The following is a 19,414-nucleotide window of genomic DNA, read 5'->3' as shown; positions in this document are numbered from 1 at the left end:
GGACTCATGGCCAGGTCCTGGATCCTGCACGTCGACCTCGACCAGTTCATCGCCGCCGTCGAGCTGCTGCGCCATCCCGAGCTGCGCGGCAGGCCGGTCGTCGTGGGCGGTTCCGGCGACCCCGCCCAGCCGCGCACGGTCGCCGCGACCGCCACCTACGAGGCCCGCGCGCACGGCGTGCGCTCCGGCATGCCGCTGCGCACCGCGCTGCGGCGCTGCCCCGACGCGGTCTTCCTGCCCAGCGACCCGCCCGCCTACGAGGCCGCCTCCGAGCGCGTCATGGCCGCCCTGCGCGAGCTTCCGGTGCAGGTGGAGGTGTGGGGCTGGGACGAGGCGTTCGTCGGCGCCACGACCGACGACCCCGAGGCGCTGGCGGCCGACCTGCGGCGGGTCGTGCTCGACCGCACCACGCTGAGCTGCTCGGTCGGCATCGGCGACAACAAGCACCAGGCCAAGCTCGCCTCGGCCTTCGCCAAACCGGCCGGCGTCTACCGCCTGACCGGCGAGAACTGGGCCGAGGTGATGAACGACCGGCCCACCGACGCGCTGTGGGGCATCGGCGCCCGGACGGCGAGCAAGCTCGCCGCGCTCGGCCTGCGCACGGTCGCCGAGCTGGCCGCCGCCGACCCCGCCGAGCTGGCCCGCGCCTTCGGCCCGGTGAACGGCCCCTGGTACCGCTATCTGGCCCTCGGCAAGGGCGAGGCCGAGGTGGACACCACTCCCTGGGTGGCCCGCGGTCACAGCCGCGAGATCACCTTCCCGCGTGACCTCACCGATCGCGAGGCCGTCGCCGGCCAGGTGGCCGATCTCGCCGGGCAGGTCGCCCGCGACGCCGTGGCGGCCGGGCGTCTCTGCGCGCGGGTGACGGTCAAGGTGCGCTTCACCCCGTTCCTGACCCGTACCCGGCAGTGCACGCTCCCCGAGCCCACGGCCGACCCCGTGGCGCTGACCGAGGCGGCGCTCGCCGCGCTGGGCCGCTTCGACCTGGACCGCCCGATCAGGCTGCTCGGCGTGGCGGTCGACTACACGGCGCCCGGCCGGACGCCGGACCCGGCAGGGCCCGAGGAGTGAGCCCCGGCCGGGCCGGCCGGGGCTCACCCTTCCCCATGGTCAGAGCGGTGAGGACAAGGCCCTACTGGCCCTACTCGCCACCCTTTTGCACATAGGAACGCACGAATTCCTCTGCGTTCTCTTCGAGCACTTCGTCGATTTCGTCCAGGATCGCGTCGACATCGTCAGTGAGCTTCTCCTGTCGCTCCTGCACGTCCGGCGCCGCCGAGGCCTCGGTCTCCTCAACTTCGGCCTCACGCCGGCCGGTCTGCTTCTGCCCGCCGGTGTCCTTGGTTGCCATGTCCTACCTCCGCTTGGGGGACTGCCTCTAAGGCATATCTTCCCCGAACCGGACGACATTTCGCGTCGAACACCCTGCGATCTTGGCGGCTTGACTGGATAGCAGTCCTATCCAATAATGGATCCACCTATACACAAGGAGATCCCGACATGTCGCCTTCGTCGCTGCACACGGCAGGTGTGCTCCTCATCACAGTTCCCGGCGTCGCCTTCGGCGGCGTGACGCTGCTGCGTTTCCTCATGCGCAACGAGCCGGGCTATCTGGACAACCCCGTCCGCAGGGGCCTGTGGCGGGCCGGGCACGCGCACGCGGGCGTCCTGGTGCTGTTCAGCCTGGTCGCGATGGTGTACGTGGACCAGGCGAGCCTGTCAGAAGGCGTGAAGGCGCTGACGCGCACGCTCATCGTGGCCGCGCCCATCCTGATGCCGCTGGGCTTCTTCCTGTCGGTGCTGCGTCCGCGCGACACCAAGCCGAACCGGCTGATCTGGCTGACCGCGGTAGGCGGCGCGTCGCTGGCCGCGGGCACGCTGACGCTCGGCATCGGCCTGCTGTGAGCCCCGGGACCGCCCGGGGCCCCGGTCACTCCCCGCTGCCGGTCAGCGCCGCGACCAGCTCGGCCGCGGTGCGGCAGCGGTCGAACAGCTCGCCGACGTGGGCCTTGGTGCCGCGCAGCGGTTCGAGCGTGGGCACGCGCTGCAGGGACTCCCGGCCGGGGATGTCGAAGATCACCGAGTCCCAGGAGGCGGCGGCCACCGACTCGCTGTACTGGCTCAGGCAGCGCCCGCGGAAGTAGGCGCGGGTGTCGGTCGGCGGCAGCTCGATCGCGCGCTCGACCTCCTCCTCGCTGATCAGGCGCTGCATGCGCCCGCGCGCCACGAGCCGGTTGTACAGGCCGCGGTCGGGACGGATGTCGGAGTACTGGAGGTCGACGAGCTGCAGCCTCGGGTGGGACCAGGGCAGGCTGTCGCGGGTGCGGTAGCCCTCCAGGAGCTCCAGCTTGGCGACCCAGTCGAGCTCGCGCGAGAGCTGCATCGGGTCCTCGGCCAGGCGCGTGAGCACGGACTCCCAGCGGTCGAGGACGTCCTTGTTCATCTCGTCCTGGGCGGTGCCGCGTTCCTCGACGTACTTGCGGGCCTGCTCCAGGTACTCCATCTGGAGCTGCACGGCGGTGAGCTTGCGGCCGTCGCGCATCGGGATCTCGTAGCGGCAGGTCGGGTCGTGGCTGACCGCTCGCAGCGACTGGACGGGGTTCTCCACGGCCAGGTCGCGGGTCAGGAAGCCCTCCTCGATCATGGCCAGGACGAGCGCGGTGGAGCCGAGCTTGAGGTAGGTGGAGATCTCCGACATGTTGGCGTCGCCGATGATCACGTGCAGCCGGCGGTACTTCTCGGGGTCGGCGTGCGGCTCGTCGCGGGTGTTGATGATGGGCCGCTTGAGCGTGGTCTCCAGGCCGACCTCGACCTCGAAGAAGTCGGCGCGCTGGCTGATCTGGAAGCCCTCGCCGCGGGAGTCCTGGCCGATGCCGACCTTGCCCGCGCCGGTGACGACCTGCCGCGAGACGAAGAACGGCGTCAGGTGCCGGACGATGTCGGCGAACGGCGTGGCCCGCCGCATCAGATAGTTCTCGTGGCAGCCGTAGGAGGCGCCCTTGGCGTCGGTGTTGTTCTTGTAGAGCTGGATCGGCGCGTTGGACGGGATCGCCGAGGCGCGAGTGGCCGCGTCGTACATCACGCGTTCGCCGGCCTTGTCCCAGATGACCGCGGCCCGCGGGTTGGTGCACTCCGGCGAGGAGTACTCCGGGTGGGCGTGGTCGACGTAGAGCCTGGCCCCGTTGGTGAGGATGACGTTGGCCAGCCCGAGGTCCTCGTCGGTGAGCTGGCTCGGATCGGCGACCTCGCGGGCCAGGTCGAAGCCGCGCGCGTCGCGGAGCGGGTTCTCCTCCTCGAAGTCCCATCGTGCTCTGCGCGCGCGGGCCGCCGAGGCGGCCAGGTAGGCGTTCACGACCTGGGAGGAGGTCACCATCGCGTTGGCGCCTGGCTGACCTGGTACGGAGATGCCGTATTCGGTCTCGATGCCCATCACCCGACGCACCGTCATGCAACACCCTCTGTTCGTCCGGATCTGCCTATCCGCCGTTTATATGCCCGAGCCTATGCCCTTCACAGTGCCCCGAGGCCACAGAGTTATGGCACCGACGCCTTCTGAATCTGTACGGCGGAGCTTGTTGTGGTTTGCGGTGATCTGCGGGGCTTGAGGAGTCGCTGGATGGGCCGTTCGGCAAAGGAGTAGATCAGATACGACAGCACGACGGCGGCCAGAGTCGTGACCAGGGCCACCGTCCAGGGGGGCAGGTCGCCGGTGAGCAGCGGGATGAGCGCCGCCGCGGCGACCCCATGGAAGAGGTAAAGCGGGTAAGTGGTGGCGCCGAGCGCGGTGAGCGTCCTGGAGGGTTTGAGGCGGATCAGGCCGAGGGCGACCAGGGCCATGGCGGCGAAGATCAGGGTGAGCGTGACGATCACGCTGGTGTCGGTGACGGGCATGTTCTTGAACCCGGCGGCGTCGATGCGGCGGTGCACGCGGCCCAGCGCGGCGGGGATGGCCATGGCGTATCCGGCGGCCACGTACAGCCACGGGAGCAGGGCCTTGCGGTTCTGGTGGATGAGATACAGGGCCATGCCGGCGACGAAGTAGGGGGCGTAGTCGGGCATGACGATCTCGTTCAGCAGGTCGTTCTCCACGAACCTGGCGGCCAGCGCGGCGGCCAGCCAGACGCCCGAGAACACCAGCACGCGCCCGTACGTGACGCCGGCGATCACCAGGATCGCGATCAGCAGGTAGAACCGAAGCTCGGCCCAGAGCGACCAGTAGACGCCGCTGGCGTCGGCCACCTTGAACAGCCGCTGGAACATGGTGGCGTTCACCAGGTACTGGCCTGGTGAAAGTTTTGGGTCCAGCGCGGTGGCGCCGGTCAGCCCGTACAGGGCCGCCACCGCGCCGAGGCTCAGCCAGTACGCCGGGTAGAGCCGCACCAGCCGCGACCGCGCGAACGCCCCGAGGCCCCTCCCCCACACCGTCATGAGGATGACGAACCCGCTGATGACGAAGAACAGCTCGACGCCGAGGATGCCCAGCCCGGCGAAGGGCGCCACCGCGGGGAACAGCGCGGCGGGCCTGGCCCCCCAGACCGAGGCGAAGGCCACCAGGTAGTGGAAGGCGACGACCGCCAGGGCGGCGAGGAAACGCAGCAGGTCGAGCTCGGCCAACCGGCCGTCTCCCCGAGCATGCTTTGGCCGGTTAGCTTGATGCACGCCCCTTTGACGACCCGCTGATCACTTTGGTTCCACAGGTCCCTCTGTTCCCACCAGCAACACGCGGGCCGCCGGGCCCAGCGCGAGCGCCTCGCGGGTCCCGGGATCGAGGGCGAGCAGCCCGGCGGCCCCGGCCGCGCCGCACTCCGACAGCGCCACCCCGCGCTCGGCCAGCAGCGCGGCGGCCTCGGCGGCCTGCTCGTCGGACACGGTGAGGAACAGGTCGGCCTGCCGGCTCAGCAGGTCGAAGGCGATCAGGGACGGTTCCAGGCAGTCGAGCCTGCCCAGGCGCGTGGGCGAACCGGTCGCGTGCACCGGGCGTCCGGCGCGGGCGCTCTCCAGCAGGCAGGGCGCGCCGTCGGGCTCGACCACGACGATCCGCGGCTGCTCGCCCCAGCGGTCGCGCGCGTACCCGGCCGCGGCGGCGGCCAGCCCGCCCACCCCGGCCTGCACGAACACGTGCGTGGGCGGGATCTCGATCTCGTCGAACAGGACGGTGTAGCCGCGCATCACGTCCAGGGGGATGTCGTCGTAGCCCTCCCAGGAGGTGTCGGCGACCAGGCGCCAGCCGTGCTCCTGGGAGGCGTGCAGGGCGGCGGCCAGGCTGGCGTCGTAGTCGCCGCCCTCGCGGCGGACCTCGGCGTCCAGGGCGCGCAGCCGGTGCGCGAACGGCTCGGGCACCTGCTCGCTGAGGTAGACGACGCAGTGCGCGCCGAGCTCCCTGGCCCCGGCCGCGACCGAGATGCCGTGGTTGCCGGCGCTGGCGCAGACGTACGTGGTGCCGCCGCCGTCGCGTTCGGACAGCCGGTGCACGGCGTAGGCCCCGCCGAGCGCCTTGAAGCTGCCCAGGCCCATGCGGCCGCTCTCGTCCTTGACGTGCACGGTGCCCGCCCCGGCCAGATCGGTCAGGGTGTGCACGGGCGTGGGCCGGTAGGCGGGGTGCCGGGCGAAGTGGGCGCGGGCGAGCCGGGCGTGCTCCACACCGATCAGCTCACGGTCGCGTTCGGAGTAGGGCGTGCGGCCGGGGTTGAAGAAGTGCATGATCGCCATGCTAGGACGGGCGTTCCCGGGTGCCTGGCGGGCGCGCCCGGCCGCATGTCACGACGAGCGGTCGCGGGCGGCGGCCACGGCGGCCTGGCCGAGGCTGAGCCCGCCGTCGCCGGGCGGCACCCGGGTGTGGGTGAGCACCCGGAACCCGGCACCGCGCAGGCGCTCGACGGCCCGTTCGAGCAGCAGCGCGTTCTGCAGCACCGAGCCCGACAGCGCCACGGTGTTCAGGCCGGTGCCGTCCCTGAGCATGACGCAGCAGCGCACGACGGCGTCGGCCACGCCGTTGTGGAAGCGGCCCGCGATCGAGCCGGTGGCCACCCCGGCCGCGACGTCGGCGGCGGCGGCCCGGACCAGGTCGGCGGCGTGCACGACGAGCAGGTCGCCCTCGGTGATGGTCGCCGGGTACGAGCCGCTCTCGGCCGGGTCGGCGCGCTGTTCGAGCTCGGCGGCCGCCTGCCCGTCGTAGGTGACGGCGTCCCGGATGCCGAGCAGCGCCGCGACGGCGTCGAACAGCGGCCCGGCGCTGGAGGTCATGGGCGCGCCGAGCCCGGTGCGGGTCCGGGCGAGCACGTCGGGCCAGTGGGCGGCGTTGCGGCGGACGACGTCCAGGCCGGGGTGCTCGTCGCGCAGGTAGGCGGCGGCCATGCGCCACGGCTGGCGGAGCGCGGCGGCCCCGCCGGGCATCGGCACCAGGGCCAGGTGGCCGAGCCGGTGGAAGGAGGTCAGGTCGGCGCGCAGGAACTCGCCGCCCCACAGCGTGCCGTCGAGGCCGTGGCCGGGGCCGTCGAGGGCCACGCCGATCACCGGGCCGGTCTCGCCGTTGTCGGCCAGGCAGGAGGCGATGTGGGCGTGGTGGTGCTGGACGCCGACGAGCTCGACGCCGGTCAGCTCCAGGGCGTGCCTGGTGGACAGGTAGCCGGGGTCGAGGTCGTGCGCGACGACCTCGGGACGGATGTCGAACAGGCCGCAGAAGTGGTCGATGCCCTCGACGAAGGAGCGCAGGGTCTCCTGGTCGTCCAGGTCGCCGATGTGCTGGGACAGGAACGCGCGGCGGCCGCGTACCAGGCAGAAGGTGCTGCGCAGCTCGGCGCCGCAGGCCAGCACCGGCCGGGGCGCGGGACGGCGCAGCGTGAGCGGCTCGGGCGCGTGGCCGCGGGCGCGGCGCAGCACGGTGTGCCCGCCCGACCAGGGACGCAGCACCGAGTCGTCGGCGGGGACGTGGATGGCCCGGTCGTGGACGAGGAAGGCGTCGGCGATGCCGCCGAGCCGGGTGACCGCGTCGGCGTCCTCGTAGGCGATGGGCTCGTCGCCGACGCTGCCGCTGGTCAGGACCATGGGCTCGGCCACCTCCGCGAGCAGCAGGTGGTGCAGCGGCGTGCAGGGCAGCATCAGGCCGAGGTCGCGGCTGCCGGGCGCGACGGCGTCGGCGACGGGCGCGCCGGGCAGCCGGGGCAGCAGCACGATCGGCCGCGCGCGGCCGGTGAGCAGCGCGGCGCCCTGCCCGTCGACCGCGCACAGCCGCCGGGCCTGGTCGAGGTCGGCGACCATGACGGCGAACGGCTTCTCCGCGCGGTGCTTGCGGGCCCGCAGCGCCGCGGCGGCCTCCTGGTGGGCGGCGGGCACGGCCAGGTGGAACCCGCCCAGCCCCTTGACGGCGACGACGCGGCCGGCCCGCAGCAGGGTCGCGCAGGCGGTGACCGGGTCGCCGCACAGCTCGGCGCCGCGGGCGTCCAGCAGGCGCAGGGACGGGCCGCAGGCCGGGCAGCAGGTGGACTCGGCGCGGAAGTGACGGTCGCCGGGGTCGTGGTACTCGGCCGAGCAGCCGGCGCACATCGCGAACCGGGCCATGGTGGTCAGCAGCCGGTCATAGGGCACGCCGCGCACGACGGTGAAGCGCGGCCCGCAGTTGGCGCAGGCGATGAACGGGTAGCGGTGGCGCCGGCCGGCCGGGTCGGCCAGCTCGCGCAGGCAGTCGTCGCAGGTGGCGAGGTCGGCCGGGACGAGGGCGCGGCGCGGGCCGGCCGGGTCGCCGGCGGCGATGCTGAAGCCCCGGTGCCCCGCGGGCGGGCCGCTGACGACCGTGACGCTCTCGATCTCCGACAGGGCGGGCGCGTCGCGCTCCAGCGCGGTCAGGAACTCCTCGACCCCGGCCAGGGCGCCCTCGACCTCGATGAACACCCCCTCGACGTCGTTGCGCACGCGGCCGGCCAGGCCGAGCCTGCTGGCCAGCGAATACACGAAGGGGCGGAACCCCACGCCCTGGACGACGCCTTCGACGCGGACGTCCACCCGCTTACGGACCGTCACAGGCCCCAGTGTGCGCCTCACCCGGGCGGCTTGTACGGCGGATGACGCGTGTCGCGCCCCCTTCTCCCAGGAACTCACGCGCTCTCTCCTCAAGAAGAAGCACGCTTTGTCCTCAAGAGGACGCCCCCGCCTCCCCGGAAGTCGCGCGCCCATCTCCCAGAAGCGCCCCGGCTCTCCCCCGCGCCGGCCCGGGTGGCTTCCCCCGGCTCTCTCCCGGACGCCTCCCCCGAAGGTCACCCCGGCGGGTTCCCCGCTCTCCTCGGGAAGCCGGCCCCGTCTCTTCCAGACAGCTTTGCCCGGCGGGCATGGAAAGGGCGCTTTGCCCGGCGGGCATGGAAAGGGCCGCGCGGGCGGCCGCGCGGCCCTTTCCAGACGTTCCCTACAGGTACTGGCCGGTGTTGGCGACCGTGTCGATCGAACGGCCGGCCTCGGTGCCCTGCTTGCCGGAGACCAGCGTGCGGATGTAGACGATCCGCTCGCCCTTCTTGCCGGAGATGCGGGCCCAGTCGTCGGGGTTGGTGGTGTTGGGCAGGTCTTCGTTCTCGGAGAACTCGTCGACGCAGGCGGTGAGCAGGTGTTGCACCCGCAGACCCTTCTGCCCGCTCTCCAGGAACTGCTTGATGGCCATCTTCTTGCCCCGGTCGACGATGTTCTGGATCATCGCGCCGGAGTTGAAGTCCTTGAAGTAGAGGACTTCCTTGTCACCGTTGGCGTAGGTCACCTCGAGGAAGCGGTTCTCCTCGCTCTCGGTGTACATGCGCTCCACCACACTCTGGATCATGCCGTGGATGGTCGCCTCGCGAGAGTCGCCGTGCTCGGACAGATCGTCGGGGTGCAGGGGAAGGTCGGCCAGCAGGTACTTGGAGAAGATGTCCTTGGCCGCCTCGGCGTCGGGCCGCTCGATCTTGATCTTCACGTCCAGGCGGCCCGGCCGCAGGATCGCGGGGTCGATCATGTCCTCGCGGTTGGAGGCGCCGATCACGATGACGTTCTCCAGGCCCTCGACGCCGTCGATCTCCGACAGCAGCTGAGGGACGATGGTGTTCTCCACGTCGGACGAGACGCCGGAGCCACGGGTGCGGAAGATCGAGTCCATCTCGTCGAAGAACACGATCACCGGGGTGCCCTCGGAGGCCTTCTCCCGCGCCCGCTGGAAGACCAGGCGGATGTGCCGCTCGGTCTCGCCGACGTACTTGTTGAGCAGCTCCGGGCCCTTGATGTTGAGGAAGAAGCTCTTGCCGGACTGGCCGGTCTTCTCCGCGACCTGCTTGGCCAGGGAGTTGGCGACCGCCTTGGCGATGAGCGTCTTGCCGCAGCCGGGCGGGCCGTAGAGCAGCACGCCCTTCGGGGGACGCAGTTTGTGCTCGCGGAACAGGTCGGCGTGCAGGTAGGGCAGCTCGATGGCGTCCCTGATCTGCTCGATCTGCCGCATGAGCCCGCCGATCTCCTCGTAGGAGATGTCGGGGACCTCCTCGAGCACGAGCTCTTCGACTTCGGACTTGGGTATGCGCTCGTAGACGTAGCCGGAGCGGGGTTCGAGCAGGAGCGAGTCACCGGCCCTGATGGGCTGGCCGACCAGCGAGTCGGCCAGTCGCACGACGCGCTCCTCGTCGGCGTGCGAGATGACCAGGGCCCGCCTGCCCTCGTCCAGCAGTTCCTTGAGCATGACGATCTCGCCGACCTCTTCGTAGCCGAGCGCCTCGACCACGTTGAGTGCTTCGTTGAGCATGACCTCCTGGCCACGCCTCAGCGAGTCGACGTCGACGGCGGGGCTGACGTTCACCCGGAGCTTGCGCCCTCCGGTGAACACCTCGATCGTGCCGTCTTCTCGGGCTTCAAGGAAGGTGCCGAAGCCGGACGGCGGCTGCGCCAGCCGGTCGACCTCCTCCTTGAGAGCGACGATCTGGTCCCGGGCCTCCTTGAGTGTGGCCACCAGGCGCTCGTTCTGGCCTGTCACGGCCGCGAGATTCGCCTGTGCCTCCTGGAGACGCTCTTCGAGGACTCTGGCCTGACGGGGTGACTCGGCCAGCTTCCGCCTCAGCGCGGTGATCTCCTCCTGGAGGAAGGAGACCTGTGTTGAAAGATCAGCGACCTCCCGTTCGCGCTGCGCGGCTCGAGCCTCAGCATCATCGCGAGCTGCCACGCCCCGTCACCTCCTTCCCAGTCGAGGGCGACTACTAAGGACCTTACCTATCTCGGGCCCCTCCGTAACCTGGCCGGGCAGTGTTCGTCGAGTGACATGCAGTATTCGGTGAATAATCCCCAATGGTGCGTTTAATACTCCCAGCATATGAACACGGCGATCTGTTCCCGTGTCACGCACCAACGCACCCTCGTGGCCAAATTGTCATAGTTCCTCGGTGGTTCCCTTCGGTCGGCGGCGTCGCGGTGGCGGCGTCACTCCGTCTGCCATGCGGCGGGCGCTGACGAGGAAGCCGGTGTGGCCGATCATCCGATGATCGGGACGAACCGCGAGCCCTTCGACATGCCAGTCGCGAACCAGGGTCTCCCACGCATGAGGCTCGGTGAAACACCCGTGATCGCGAATGGCCTCCACGGTCTTGGACATCTGGGTGGTGGTGGCGACATAGCAGCAGATGACGCCGCCCGGTGTGAGGGCCTTGGCGGCGGCGTCGACGCACTCCCAGGGGGCCAGCATGTCGAGGATGACGCGGTCGACGTCGGCCTCGTCGATCGAGGAGACCAGGTCGCCGACGACCAGGCGCCAGTTGTCGTCCATCGGGTCGCCGAAGAACTTCTCCACGTTCTTGCGGGCCACCTCGGAGAACTCCTCGCGGCGCTCGTAGGAGGTGACGTGGCCCTCGGGGCCGACGGCGCGCAGCAGGAAGCAGGTCAGGGCGCCGGAGCCGACGCCGGCCTCGATCACCCGCGCGCCGGGGAAGACGTCGGCCATGCCGACGATCATCGAGGCGTCCTTGGGGTAGATGACGGCCGCGCCGCGCGGCATCGCCAGCGTGTAGTCCTGGAGCAGGTGGCGGAAGGCGAGGTAGGCGGTGCCGCCGGAGGACCGCACGACGGAGCCTTCAGGCTGCCCGATCAGCTCGCTGTGCGGGATGGCGCCCTTGTGTGTGTGGAAGACGCCGTCCTGCTTGAGCGTGATCGTGTGGCGCTTGTTCTTGGGGTCGGTGAGCTGCACCTGATCCCCTGCCTGGAACGGCCCATGCCTGCGGAAACCCATGGCGGCAAGGTTATATGGGTTTCTCGGGCGCGCGGACGCGCGGTATCTATGGGGGATGCTCCCGCGCGACGTGATCTCCACCGGCCCCCTGATCCTGCGAATGCCCGCCGATCCCGACGCCGAGGCGATCGCGCGCATGATGGACGATCCCGTCACCGCCCGGCATCTGCCGCTGCTGCCGTCGCCGTACCGGATCGAGGACGCCCGCGCCTACCTGAAGTTCGCCGAGGACAAGTGGGCGTCGGGCGGCGCGGAGTGGGCCGTCACCGAGGACGGCCGGTACGCCGGCGCGATCGGGGTCCGCCCGCCCGACCGCTGGGGCACGGCCGAGATCGGCTACGTGGTGGCGCCGTGGGCGCGCGGCAGGGGCGTGGCCGCCCGGGCCGCCAGGGCGGTGTCCGACTGGCTGACCGACCGGGGCGTGCACCGGGTGGAGCTGCAGGCCGAGGTGGAGAACGTGGCCAGCCTCAGGGTCGCGCTCAGGGCCGGGTTCCGCGAGGAGGGCCGGCGGCGCAGGGCCAAGCGGCTGCGCGACGGGCGGTGGGTCGACCTGGTCTCCTTCGCGCGCATCGCCGGGGAGCCGGCGGCGGCCGAGGAGCCGTACCTGCCCTTCTTCGACGGCGGCGAGCTGACCGACGGCGTGGTGCGGCTCGCGCCGCTCGCGGTGGAGGACGCCCCGGAGTACCACCGGATGATGTGCGACCCGAGCGTGACCGCCTACTCCCTGACCCCGCCCGCCTCCCTGGAGGAGGACGAGCAGCGCTGCCGCTGCACCGGCTACTGGTGGGTCACCGGGCAGCGCATCGAGCTGGCGGTCAGGGACGCCGCCACCGGCGCGTTCGCCGGGCACCTCCAGCTCATGCAGGTCCTTCCCGTGCTCGGGCAGGCCATGATCGGCTACTCGCTGGTTCCGGACTTCCGCGGCAGGGGGTTCATGACCCGCGCGGTGCGGCTGCTGGTCGACTGGGCGTTCGCGCGCACGGCCCTGCACCGGGTCGTGGCGGGCACCGACGTGGCGAACACGGCCTCGCACGCGGTGCTGGAACGTGCCGGTTTCAGCAGGGAGAGCCTGCACCGGGAGCTGTTCCCGAAGCCCGACGGCACGCGGGCGGACGACGTGGAGTGGGTGCGGCTGCGCCCGTCGTGAACGGCTCGGCCGGCTCTGCCTGCGAAATGCGGAGAAATCGCAATTTCCTGTTGAGGGGTAGTCAAGAGCCGCGTCGAGGGTGATACTCCGGGGCACCGTTCGGAGTTTCGCGTGATCGGGCCGCGCGATCTCTTCGCCCTCCACCCGAGGGAATCACCGCGATGCCAAACAACCGTGTCGATATCGCCATGCGTGAACTCATCACCGCGTTCTCCTGCCTGGAGGTCGCCGACGTGATCGATCGGCTCGCGCGCGCCGCGGCGGCCGTGGCGGGGACCGCGTACGCGGGGTTCGTCCACGTGGACGTGCTGCGGCGGGACGCCCGTCCGCTGCACGTCCACGCGCCGCCGGGAGACCCGCTGCGGGTGCGGCGGTGGTTGTCGGGGTCCGGGGTGCTGAAGGAGCTGGCCGCCGCGGAGGGGTCGCTCCGGCTGGCGCGGGACGAGTCGATGGGCGAGCCGGGTTTCCTGGCCGTGCCGGTGCCGGCGCAGGTCCGCGACCACACGTTCGTGTGGGTGGCGGGACGGGGTTTCCAGGAGGGGGACGAACACCTGCTGAGCCGGTACGCGACGGCGGCGGGGCGGGCGATGGAGGGGGCCCGGGGCCTGGAGGCGGCCGTACGGCTCCTGCGCGGCGTCCGCGCCCTCCGCCCCAGCTGACCCTCCACCCCAACCGCCTCGTCGGCACGGCCCCCCTTCTGAGCTGCCACCTCAGGGACGCGCGCCCCTCGAACCGATGCACCTGCCGACCAGCCACCTCTTCGGGGAGGGGCAGCACCTCCGGGACGCCCGCATCTCCCGAGACGGCTGCACCCTCGGAACACCTGCCCTCTCGGAACGACCGCATCTCAGGAACTCCGGCCCCCTCGGGACGGCCGGCTCATTGGCACGGCCGCCCCCTTTGGGACGGCCCGGATCTCTCTTTCGAAGAGGGCCGCGGACCCGGTCCTGACTTTTCCCGAAATATCGCCCAACGCCCACGAAATACCCTTACTAACCCCTCCCTCAGACGCCGAGAATTTCCCCTCACCCATTCACCCCCGACCATTCCCGGCGCATTTCGTAAACGCTTATCCGGAAACACGAACGCCCGCACCCCCGGAAAAGAGGTGCGGGCGGACGGGCGCCGGAATCAGCCCCGGTGGGCCTCGAAGCGGAGCGTGCGGGAGACGCCCACGCGCACCGTCGTGCCGGGCGCGATGGTGACCGGCTCGTTGGGCGGGATGTCGTAGAAGTTGGGGTCGCCGGGCGGCTGGATCTGGGTGCCGTTGACCGAGCCCAGGTCGACCAGGTTGACGTCCCAGCCGTCGAGGGCCACCCGCAGGTGGCGGCGCGAGACCGAGCCGTCGGGGCTGGTGACCTTGGCGGGCCTGGCCGAGCCGCCCGCCACCTCGGGCGCGCGCTCGGGGTCACGGCCCAGCAGGTAGTCGCTCTCCAGCGGCAGCGCCGTGCCGTCGTCGAGGATGAGCACGCCGAGCGAGGGCCGCGGCCCCTTGTACGGCACCAGCGTCCGCTGCACCAGGGCGATGCCGCAGACGGCGCAGTAGGGCACCCTGGGGTCGTTGAAGTGGTCGTTCTTGCAGTCGACCCCGTAGACCAGCGGGCGGTCGCCGTGGTCGCCCTGCTGCTCCTGCGGCGGCGGCCCCGGGTGGTCGAAATGCTCCGGCGGGCCGAGCACGGGCGGGGCCGGCTGGTCGAAGTGATCGGGCGGGCCCATGTGCTGCTGCTGGTCGGCCATGCCGTTGCCGGACGGCGGCAGCTCGTCGTAGGACGGGAACTGCTGGGGCTCGGGGTGGGGCTGCTCCTGCGCGGGCAGGAAGGGAGGCTGGTCCTGGGGCGGAAGGTAGGGCGGCTGCTCGTGCCCGAACGGCGCCTGCTCCTGGCCGAAGGGCGGCTGCTCGTGCCCGAACGGCGGCTGGTCCAGCGACGGCGGCCCGGAGTGGGGACCGGGCTGGGGGCCCGGATGCGGGACGCCGGCCTGCGCGCCCGAGGGCGGACCCTGGACGATCGGCGGCTGGTCGGCCAGCGGGTAGGGAGGCCGCTCGACGGGTCGTTCGACCGGCCTCTCGGCGGGCCGCTCGGGCGGCGGGGCCAGGTCGGGCTCCATGTGCAGGGCCGTGTTGGGCATCTCGCTGGTGAGCGGCCGGTCGGCCGCCCGCCCCTGGGGACGGACGTGCGACGGCTGGTCGGTGAGGTCGCCGATCAGGCCGCCGCCGTGGACGACGCCGCCCTCGAAGCCGACCGCGGGATGCGCGTCGCCGGCGCCGGGCAGGGTGAGCTCGACGCGCTCGACCGGGCCGCTGATCAGCCGGTCGGCCCAGGTGAGGGAGTCGCTGCCGGCCAGGCGCGTCTCGCCGCCGGAGGTGCTGACCGAGGCCGAGGCCGAGCCGCTGACCAGGACGGCCACGCCGCCGCCCACGGGACCGGCGACCGCGCACGTGGCCGGGTCGCCCGCCATGTTGGCGGCCAGCACCTGCGCCGCGCGGCGGGCCAGCGCCCGGCCGTCGCCGCCGGAGGCCGCCGTCTCGCGCAGCGCCTCGATCAGGCCGTCGGCGGCCGCCTCGCCCGCGTCGCACACCAGCAGCAGGCCGCCGATGTAGGCGACCAGCCCGTCGCCGGGAAGGGGACGCACCACTCCGAAGCCCTGGCCGCTCATGCGCCCTCCCTCATGACGACCGTGCTGCGCTCATCGGTGCCCTCGCTGCGCTCGGTCACTCAACTCTCCTCCCCGGAAGCCGGCGGTGTTACGGCACCCGCACTGCCGTGCCGGCCACCAGCCATACGCATACCCAGACGACGACGCCGTGTCGCGGCCCAGGCGTCTCGATTCGGTGAACCGGTGGACCACGACCAACCCGTCTACTGTGCAAGTTCGGCCAAACAGAAGACTATCGGCCTGCCGTCCTGGCATCGAAATCGCCGGGCTACGGGAAGTGGCCGGACAAGACCTTAGCCGCAAACGCGCCGGGCATGTCAGACCCCGGTGAAGACGCGGTTGACGTCGGCGGTGGCGAGCACGCCGTAGATCTCGCCGCCGTGCTCCACCAGCAGGTACTCCCCGGCGGGGGCCGAGCGCATGGCGTCGATGAGCGGCTCGCCGGTCAGGTCGGCGGCCAGCACCATGGTCGGTTCGAGCGCCTTGGCCAGCGAGCCGACGTCGACCCACGGGCGCCGGTGCTCGGGGGTGGCCTGGACGGCGGCCTCGTTGACGATGGCGACCGGCCGTCCGTCGTGGTCGACCACCACCAGGGCGCCCGCCCGCTGCTCGGCGGCCTGCCGCAGCGCCTCGGCCAGCGGCGTCTCGGCCGCCACCGGGATCGCCCTGCGGGCCAGCGCGCGCGCGTTGACCTGCGGGATGCGGGCGCGGATGCGGGCCACGCGCAGCGACTGGGTGGCGCCCATCCAGATGAAGGAGGCCAGCACCACCGGCCACAGCAGCTCGACGGGGTCGAACTCCTGCCCGCTCGTCATCGACGTCGCGAACGGCAGGACGACCAGCAGCACGGCCAGCACGCGCCCGCCCCAGGCGGCCACGACCGTGCCGGAGCCGGGGTTCCTGGTCAGCTTCCACACGCCCGCGCGCAGCATCCGGCCGCCGTCGAGCGGCAGGCCGGGCAGCAGGTTGAACACGCCGACGATGAGGTTGGCCACCCACAGCTGCCAGATGAGCACCTCGGCGATGCCGCCGTCGTTGATCACGTATGTGTCGGCGAGCAGGCCGAGCCCGGCCAGGCCCAGCGACAGGCCCGGCCCGGCGGCGGCGACCAGGAACTCCTTGCCCGGCGTGGGCGGCTCCTTCTCGATCTCCGACACGCCGCCGAGGAAGTAGAGGGTGATCCGGCGCACCGGCAGGCCGAACATCTTGGCCAGCACGCTGTGGGCCAGCTCGTGCAGCAGCACCGAGACGTAGAGCAGCACGGCGAAGACGAAGGCCACCGCGTAGGCGACGGTGCTGTCCAGCTCGGGCAGCATGTCGCGCATGCGGGGGCCGAACATGACGGTGATGAAGGCAGCGACGATGAACCACGTCCAGGAGACGTACACCGGGATGCCGAAGGGCCGCCCCATCCGAAGGCCGGGGAACTCCTGACGCGGGCTCTGCTCGCTCACCGCACTCCTCGTACGTCCATTACGTGCTGTTGCTGCCTCGATGCTACGCGCCGGATCACGTGATCCTCGTCCCGGCGAGGGTTATTCTGTCGGGCTCTTGACCTAGAGTGCGGTGCATGACGTTGACCGAACCGGTGATCATCGGAGCTCTCTCCCCGTCCCGGGCAGGCGATTTCATGACCTGTCCCCTGCTCTACCGGTTCCGGGTCATCGACCAGCTGCCCGAGAAACCCTCCCCCGCGGCCGTGCGCGGCACCGTGGTGCACGCCGTGCTGGAGCGGCTCTACGACCTGCCGGCGCCGCGCCGGTCGGTGCAGGCGGCGCTGGAGCTGCTGGAGCCCCAGTGGCAGCGGCTGCTGCAGGAGGACGAGCAGTACGCGCGGATGTTCGCCGACGACGCCGAGCAGGCCGAGTGGCTGGCGCAGGCGCGGGCGATGCTGGAGCGCTACTTCACGCTGGAGGACCCGACCCGGCTGGAGCCCGCCGAGCGCGAGCTCTACGTGCAGGCGGTGCTGGAGGGCGGCCTGATGCTGCGGGGCTACGTCGACCGGCTCGACGTGGCGCCCACCGGCGAGGTCCGGGTGGTCGACTACAAGACGGGCAGCGCGCCCGGCCCCGACTTCGAGGCCAAGGCGCTGTTCCAGATGAAGTTCTACGCGCTGGTGCTGTGGCGGCTGCGCGGGCAGGTCCCCCGGCTGTTGCAGCTGGTCTACCTGGGCGGGCGCGGCGAGGTGCTGCGTTACGCCCCCGACGAGGCCGACCTGCTGGCCACCGAGCGCAAGGTGATGGCGCTGTGGACGGCGATCGAGCGGGCGCTGGAGACCGGCGAGTGGCGGGCGCGCCGCAGCCGGCTGTGCGACTGGTGCGACCACCAGGCGCTGTGCCCGGAGTTCGGCGGCACCCCGCCGCCGGTGCCCGACCGCCAGCCGGGCGACACGGTGCGCAGCAACCGGCGCGCGGCCACCGACGAGCTGTAGCCGCCGATAGCCCTCCGACAGGCCGCTCCTAATCCTCCGAAGGGAGGAGTTCAAGGCTCTCACCTGGGCCTACAGTGAAGCGGTGCGGATCGACCGACCCCTGTTCCACGACACGGTCCTGGCCGTGGTGGTGGCCGCGGCCTCGGTGACGCTCTTCCTCCTCTACGGGCCCGAGCGCCTGGAGCCGGCGGAGCTGACGACGGTGAGCATGCGCGCGCCCGACGGGCTCGGCGCGGCGCTGCTGGTGGTGGCCGCCGCGCCCATCGCGGTGCGCAGGCGCTGGCCGCTGGCGGCGCTGTGCGCCGGCCTGATCCCCGAGACGGCGCTGACCGCGCTGGGTTACGGCACCGGCGCGTCGGGGGTGTCCAGCCTGGTGCTGGTGTACTCGGTGGCCTCCAACCGGGGGCTGGCGGTGGCGCTGGGCGGGCTGCTGGTCTCGCTGCTGACGTACGCGCTGGGGGCGCTGGCCGCGCCGGACCTGCCGCCGGGCGCGAGCGGGCACGTGGTGGCGGTCCTGGTGCTGCTGGCGGTCTGGGGGGCGGGCCGGAGCCTGCGGCTGCGGCGGGCGTACCTGGAGGAGCTGCGCGACCGGGCGGCCAGGCTGGAGCGGGCCCATGCGGCCGACACGCGGGCCGCGCGGGCCGAGGAGCGCTCGCGCATCGCCCGCGAGCTGCACGACGTGGTGGCCCACCACGTGAGCGTGATGACGGTGCAGGCGGCCGCTGCCCGCCGGGTGCTGGCCGCCGATCCCGACCTGGCGCGGGAGGCGCTGTCGGCGATCGAGAACACCGGGCGGCTGGCCATGTCCGAGATGCGCAACATCGTGGGCGTGCTGCGTACCGACGCGCGGGCCGAGCTGGGGCCGCAGCCGGGCGTGGGCGACCTGCCGGTGCTGGTGGAGCAGATGCGCGAGGCGGGGCTGCCCACCCGGCTGCGCGTGGAGGGCGAGCCGCGGCCGCTGCCCGCGGGGGTCGACCTGGCCGCCTACCGGCTGGTCCAGGAGGGGCTGACGAACAGCCTGCGGCACGCGGGCGCCGGGGCCGAGGCGGTGGTCACCGTCTCGCACGCCCCCTCGGGCCTTGACGTACGCGTCGAGGACGACGGCAGGGGCGCGGCGCCGGCGGCCGACCGGCCGGGCCACGGTCTGGTCGGCATTCGCGAGCGGGTCGCACTCTATGGTGGAATTCTGAACATCGGTCCGCGACCGGGGGGCGGTTTCGAGGTGCGGGCGAGCTTCCCGTTGAAGGACGGCCAATGACGATCAGAGTGCTGCTGGTGGACGACCAGCCGCTGCTGCGCACGGGATTCCGCCTGATCTTGGAGGCCGAGCCCGACATCACGGTGGTCGGCCAGGCCGGCGACGGCAAGGGCGCAATGGAGCAGACCAGGGCGCTGCTGCCCGACGTCGTGCTCATGGACATCCGCATGCCGGGCGTCGACGGCATCGAGGCGACCCGCCGGATCGTGCGGGAGGCCGCGCCCACGGCGCACGTGCCGAAGGTGCTGGTGCTGACCACGTTCGACCTCGACGAGTACATCGTGGAGGCGCTGCGGTCGGGAGCCTCGGGCTTCCTGCTGAAGGACGTGCCGCCCGACGAGCTGGTGCAGGCGATCCGGGTGGTGGCCGCGGGCGACGCGATCGTGGCGCCGAGCGTGACCAGGCGGCTGCTCGACCGGTTCTCCAAGCGGCTGCCCTCGGCCTACGAGCAGGCCACGCCGGCCCGCCTCGACCGGCTGACCGAGCGCGAGCTGGAGGTGCTGCGGCTGATCGCCAAGGGCATGTCCAACGCGGAGATCGCGGCCAAGCTCGTGGTGAGCGAGACGACGGTCAAGACGCACGTGGGCAACGTGCTGACCAAGCTGGGGCTGCGCGACCGGGTGCAGGCCGTGGTGCTGGCGTACGAGACCGGGCTGATCACGCCCGGCGCGATGTCCTGAGGCCGCCGCCCCGGCAGGAGGGCGGCGG

The 19,414-nt window shown here is 71.9% G+C and carries 16 protein-coding genes; 7 read left to right on the top strand and 9 right to left on the bottom strand.

Annotated features, from left to right (window positions below; genetic code table 11):
• The first annotated feature begins 6 nt into the window (after nt 1-6).
• Complete coding sequence (locus ACIBST_RS33265; protein ID WP_397177427.1) at nt 7-1,071, top strand: DNA polymerase IV; 1,065 nt, start codon at nt 7-9, stop codon at nt 1,069-1,071.
• A 70-nt stretch (nt 1,072-1,141) separates the two neighbouring features.
• Here the strand turns inward: ACIBST_RS33265 and ACIBST_RS33260 are convergent, their stop codons facing one another.
• Entirely contained in the window at nt 1,142-1,351 is a 210-nt protein-coding gene (locus ACIBST_RS33260; protein ID WP_132622197.1) for a ubiquitin-like protein Pup, read from the bottom strand.
• A 149-nt stretch (nt 1,352-1,500) separates the two neighbouring features.
• Here ACIBST_RS33260 and ACIBST_RS33255 point away from each other — a divergent pair, with 149 nt between their 5' ends.
• Nucleotides 1,501-1,905: a hypothetical protein gene (locus ACIBST_RS33255; protein WP_352327589.1), complete on the top strand. Its 405-nt coding sequence runs from the start codon at nt 1,501-1,503 to the stop codon at nt 1,903-1,905.
• Between the two features lie 25 nt (nt 1,906-1,930).
• Here the strand turns inward: ACIBST_RS33255 and dop are convergent, their stop codons facing one another.
• From dop to ACIBST_RS33225, 6 genes are all read right to left on the bottom strand, one after another.
• Nucleotides 1,931-3,448, bottom strand: coding sequence for a depupylase/deamidase Dop (dop, locus tag ACIBST_RS33250; RefSeq protein WP_397177426.1), 1,518 nt, complete (start codon nt 3,446-3,448; stop codon nt 1,931-1,933).
• Nucleotides 3,449-3,534: 86 nt separating this feature from the next.
• Complete coding sequence (locus ACIBST_RS33245) at nt 3,535-4,614, bottom strand: acyltransferase family protein (RefSeq protein WP_397177425.1); 1,080 nt, start codon at nt 4,612-4,614, stop codon at nt 3,535-3,537.
• A 66-nt stretch (nt 4,615-4,680) separates the two neighbouring features.
• Nucleotides 4,681-5,700, bottom strand: a complete 1,020-nt coding sequence (locus ACIBST_RS33240; RefSeq protein ID WP_397177423.1) for a pyridoxal-phosphate dependent enzyme — start codon at nt 5,698-5,700, stop codon at nt 4,681-4,683.
• A 57-nt stretch (nt 5,701-5,757) separates the two neighbouring features.
• Nucleotides 5,758-8,016 (bottom strand): carbamoyltransferase HypF, encoded by a 2,259-nt coding sequence (gene hypF / locus ACIBST_RS33235; RefSeq protein ID WP_397177422.1) that lies wholly within the window; start codon nt 8,014-8,016, stop codon nt 5,758-5,760.
• 379 nt (nt 8,017-8,395) lie between these two features.
• On the bottom strand, nt 8,396-10,159 hold the full coding sequence (gene arc / locus ACIBST_RS33230) for a proteasome ATPase (protein WP_397177420.1): 1,764 nt from the start codon (nt 10,157-10,159) through the stop codon (nt 8,396-8,398).
• Nucleotides 10,160-10,363: 204 nt separating this feature from the next.
• A complete protein-coding gene (locus tag ACIBST_RS33225) occupies nt 10,364-11,215 on the bottom strand; it encodes a tRNA (adenine-N1)-methyltransferase (RefSeq protein ID WP_397177418.1) in 852 nt (283 codons plus the stop codon).
• 55 nt (nt 11,216-11,270) lie between these two features.
• Between ACIBST_RS33225 and ACIBST_RS33220 the strand changes: the two genes are divergently transcribed.
• Both ACIBST_RS33220 and ACIBST_RS33215 read left to right on the top strand, forming a co-directional pair.
• Entirely contained in the window at nt 11,271-12,362 is a 1,092-nt protein-coding gene (locus ACIBST_RS33220) for a GNAT family N-acetyltransferase (protein ID WP_397177416.1), read from the top strand.
• A gap of 188 nt (nt 12,363-12,550) precedes the next feature.
• Complete coding sequence (locus ACIBST_RS33215; protein WP_397177414.1) at nt 12,551-13,021, top strand: hypothetical protein; 471 nt, start codon at nt 12,551-12,553, stop codon at nt 13,019-13,021.
• A gap of 472 nt (nt 13,022-13,493) precedes the next feature.
• Here the strand turns inward: ACIBST_RS33215 and ACIBST_RS33210 are convergent, their stop codons facing one another.
• Nucleotides 13,494-15,017 carry an FHA domain-containing protein gene (locus tag ACIBST_RS33210; protein ID WP_397177412.1) on the bottom strand — a complete coding sequence of 508 codons (1,524 nt, stop codon included), beginning with the start codon at nt 15,015-15,017 and terminating at the stop codon, nt 13,494-13,496.
• Nucleotides 15,018-15,334: 317 nt separating this feature from the next.
• Nucleotides 15,335-16,471, bottom strand: a complete 1,137-nt coding sequence (locus ACIBST_RS33205) for a site-2 protease family protein (protein WP_397177410.1) — start codon at nt 16,469-16,471, stop codon at nt 15,335-15,337.
• Between the two features lie 116 nt (nt 16,472-16,587).
• Between ACIBST_RS33205 and ACIBST_RS33200 the strand changes: the two genes are divergently transcribed.
• From ACIBST_RS33200 to ACIBST_RS33190, 3 genes are all read left to right on the top strand, one after another.
• Nucleotides 16,588-17,448: a RecB family exonuclease gene (locus ACIBST_RS33200; RefSeq protein ID WP_358011338.1), complete on the top strand. Its 861-nt coding sequence runs from the start codon at nt 16,588-16,590 to the stop codon at nt 17,446-17,448.
• Between the two features lie 82 nt (nt 17,449-17,530).
• Nucleotides 17,531-18,706, top strand: a complete 1,176-nt coding sequence (locus tag ACIBST_RS33195) for a sensor histidine kinase (RefSeq protein WP_397177408.1) — start codon at nt 17,531-17,533, stop codon at nt 18,704-18,706.
• On the top strand, nt 18,703-19,386 hold the full coding sequence (locus tag ACIBST_RS33190; protein ID WP_397177406.1) for a response regulator: 684 nt from the start codon (nt 18,703-18,705) through the stop codon (nt 19,384-19,386). The genes ACIBST_RS33195 and ACIBST_RS33190 overlap by 4 nt, the downstream gene beginning before the upstream one ends.
• Nucleotides 19,387-19,414 lie beyond the last annotated feature (28 nt).

This window comes from Nonomuraea sp. NPDC049684 (assembly GCF_044465345.1).
Classification (GTDB): domain Bacteria; phylum Actinomycetota; class Actinomycetes; order Streptosporangiales; family Streptosporangiaceae; genus Nonomuraea.
Note: the sequence above shows the minus strand (reverse complement) of the source record. Positions and strands in the feature narration are given on the sequence as shown.

Coding starts and splice junctions, on each gene's coding strand:
- ACIBST_RS33200 (WP_358011338.1), top strand. CDS start 16,588: ATGACGTTGACCGAACCGGTGATCATCGGAGCTCTCTCCCCGTCCCGG.
- dop (WP_397177426.1), bottom strand. CDS start 3,448: ATGACGGTGCGTCGGGTGATGGGCATCGAGACCGAATACGGCATCTCC.
- ACIBST_RS33190 (WP_397177406.1), top strand. CDS start 18,703: ATGACGATCAGAGTGCTGCTGGTGGACGACCAGCCGCTGCTGCGCACG.
- ACIBST_RS33265 (WP_397177427.1), top strand. CDS start 7: ATGGCCAGGTCCTGGATCCTGCACGTCGACCTCGACCAGTTCATCGCC.
- ACIBST_RS33240 (WP_397177423.1), bottom strand. CDS start 5,700: ATGCACTTCTTCAACCCCGGCCGCACGCCCTACTCCGAACGCGACCGT.
- ACIBST_RS33220 (WP_397177416.1), top strand. CDS start 11,271: ATGCTCCCGCGCGACGTGATCTCCACCGGCCCCCTGATCCTGCGAATG.
- ACIBST_RS33215 (WP_397177414.1), top strand. CDS start 12,551: ATGCGTGAACTCATCACCGCGTTCTCCTGCCTGGAGGTCGCCGACGTG.
- ACIBST_RS33255 (WP_352327589.1), top strand. CDS start 1,501: ATGTCGCCTTCGTCGCTGCACACGGCAGGTGTGCTCCTCATCACAGTT.
- ACIBST_RS33260 (WP_132622197.1), bottom strand. CDS start 1,351: ATGGCAACCAAGGACACCGGCGGGCAGAAGCAGACCGGCCGGCGTGAG.
- ACIBST_RS33225 (WP_397177418.1), bottom strand. CDS start 11,215: ATGGGTTTCCGCAGGCATGGGCCGTTCCAGGCAGGGGATCAGGTGCAG.
- ACIBST_RS33210 (WP_397177412.1), bottom strand. CDS start 15,017: ATGAGCGGCCAGGGCTTCGGAGTGGTGCGTCCCCTTCCCGGCGACGGG.